Raw genomic sequence first — 1,502 nt, forward strand, 5'->3', positions numbered from 1 at the left:
CCATCGGTGGCGATCACGACAAAGTTATAGCTGGATTTACTTTCGTAATCGGCATCCGCCAACAAAGTAACTTCGCCGGTGGCTGAGTTGATGCTGAAATCCGCCGCATCGTCGCCTGAGAGCGAGAAAACCACACCATCAGAAATATCGGCAGAGTCATCCGCAATGGCGGTATACACCACAGTACTGGCACCGCTATTTTCGTCGATCGCAGTGGCGATAGCGCCAGATGTAATGCTTGGTGCCACTTCATCCAGGTTATTGACCGCCAGCGTGACGGTTTGATCGGTAAAGTTACCCGCCACATCAGTAGCGGTGACGGTAAAGCTGTAACTAGCTTTTGTTTCGTAATCGGCATCCGCCAATAACGTCACTTCGCCGGTGGCTGAGTTGATGCTGAACAGTGACGCATCTGTACCAGACAACGAATAAACCGCTGCCGCGTCGTCCGTGGTCGCAGTGTAAATAACCGAGCTGGCACCAGAATTTTCGTCAATGGCATCCGCCAGAGTCCCGGAGGTAAATACAGGCCCCACTTCATCCAGATCATTCACATCCAGTGTCACGGTCTGATCAGTGAAGTGACCGGCCCCATCGGTGGCGGTGACGGTAAAGCTGTAGCTTGGTTTGGTTTCGTAGTCGGCATCCGCCAACAAGGTGACTTCGCCGGTGGCTGAGTTGATACTGAAGTACGCTGCATCTGCACCCGACAGACTGAAGGTGACGCCATCAGAGATATCAGCAGAGTCATCGGCAGTGGCGGTATAAATCACACTGCCCGCACCAGAGTTTTCATCGATGGCAGTCGCGGTATCACCAGAGGTAATCGTCGGTGCCACTTCATCGAGGTTATTGACCGCCAGGGTGACGGTTTGATCGGTAAAGTTACCGGCTCCATCGGTAGCGGTGACGGTAAAGCTGTAGCTGGGCTTGGTCTCGTAGTCGGCATTCGCCAACAAAGTCACTTCGCCTGTAGCGGAGTTGATGCTGAACAGCCCTGCATCGGCTCCCGAGAGGCTATAAACCGCCGTCGCGTCGTCCGTGGTCGCGGTGTAAATAACCGCGTTCTCACCAGAGTTTTCGTCAATGGCGGTCGCTGTTGAACCGGATGTAAATGCCGGTGCCACTTCATCCAGATCATTGACCGCCAAGGTGACGGCTTGGTCCGTGTGGTTACCGGCCCCATCGGTGGCTGTAACAGTAAAGCTGTAGCTTGGTTTGGTTTGGTAATCAGCATCCGCCAACAAGGTGACTTCACCGGTGCTGGCATCGATCGAGAAATACGCTGCATCGTCGCCTGACAGACTGAAGGTGACGCCATCAGAAATATCAGCAGAGTCATCAGCAACAGCGGTATACACCACTTGCCCGGCACCGCTGTTTTCATCGATGGCAGTCGCGGTATCACCAGAGGTAATCGTCGGTGCTGCTTCATCCAGGTTATTGACCGCCAGGGTAACGGCCTGATTAGTAAAGTTACCGGCTCCATCGGTGGCGGTGAC

At 54.1% G+C, this 1,502-nt stretch carries 1 protein-coding gene; it reads right to left on the reverse strand.

Features of this window, described 5'->3' with window-relative positions; translation table 11 throughout:
- On the reverse strand, positions 1-1,502 hold a 1,502-nt coding region (locus Q8W24_RS16750; protein WP_305476035.1), incomplete at both ends, for a cadherin repeat domain-containing protein.

It is taken from the genome of Oceanobacter sp. 4_MG-2023, assembly GCF_030689165.1.
In the GTDB taxonomy this organism is placed as follows: Bacteria; Pseudomonadota; Gammaproteobacteria; order Pseudomonadales; family Oceanobacteraceae; genus Oceanobacter.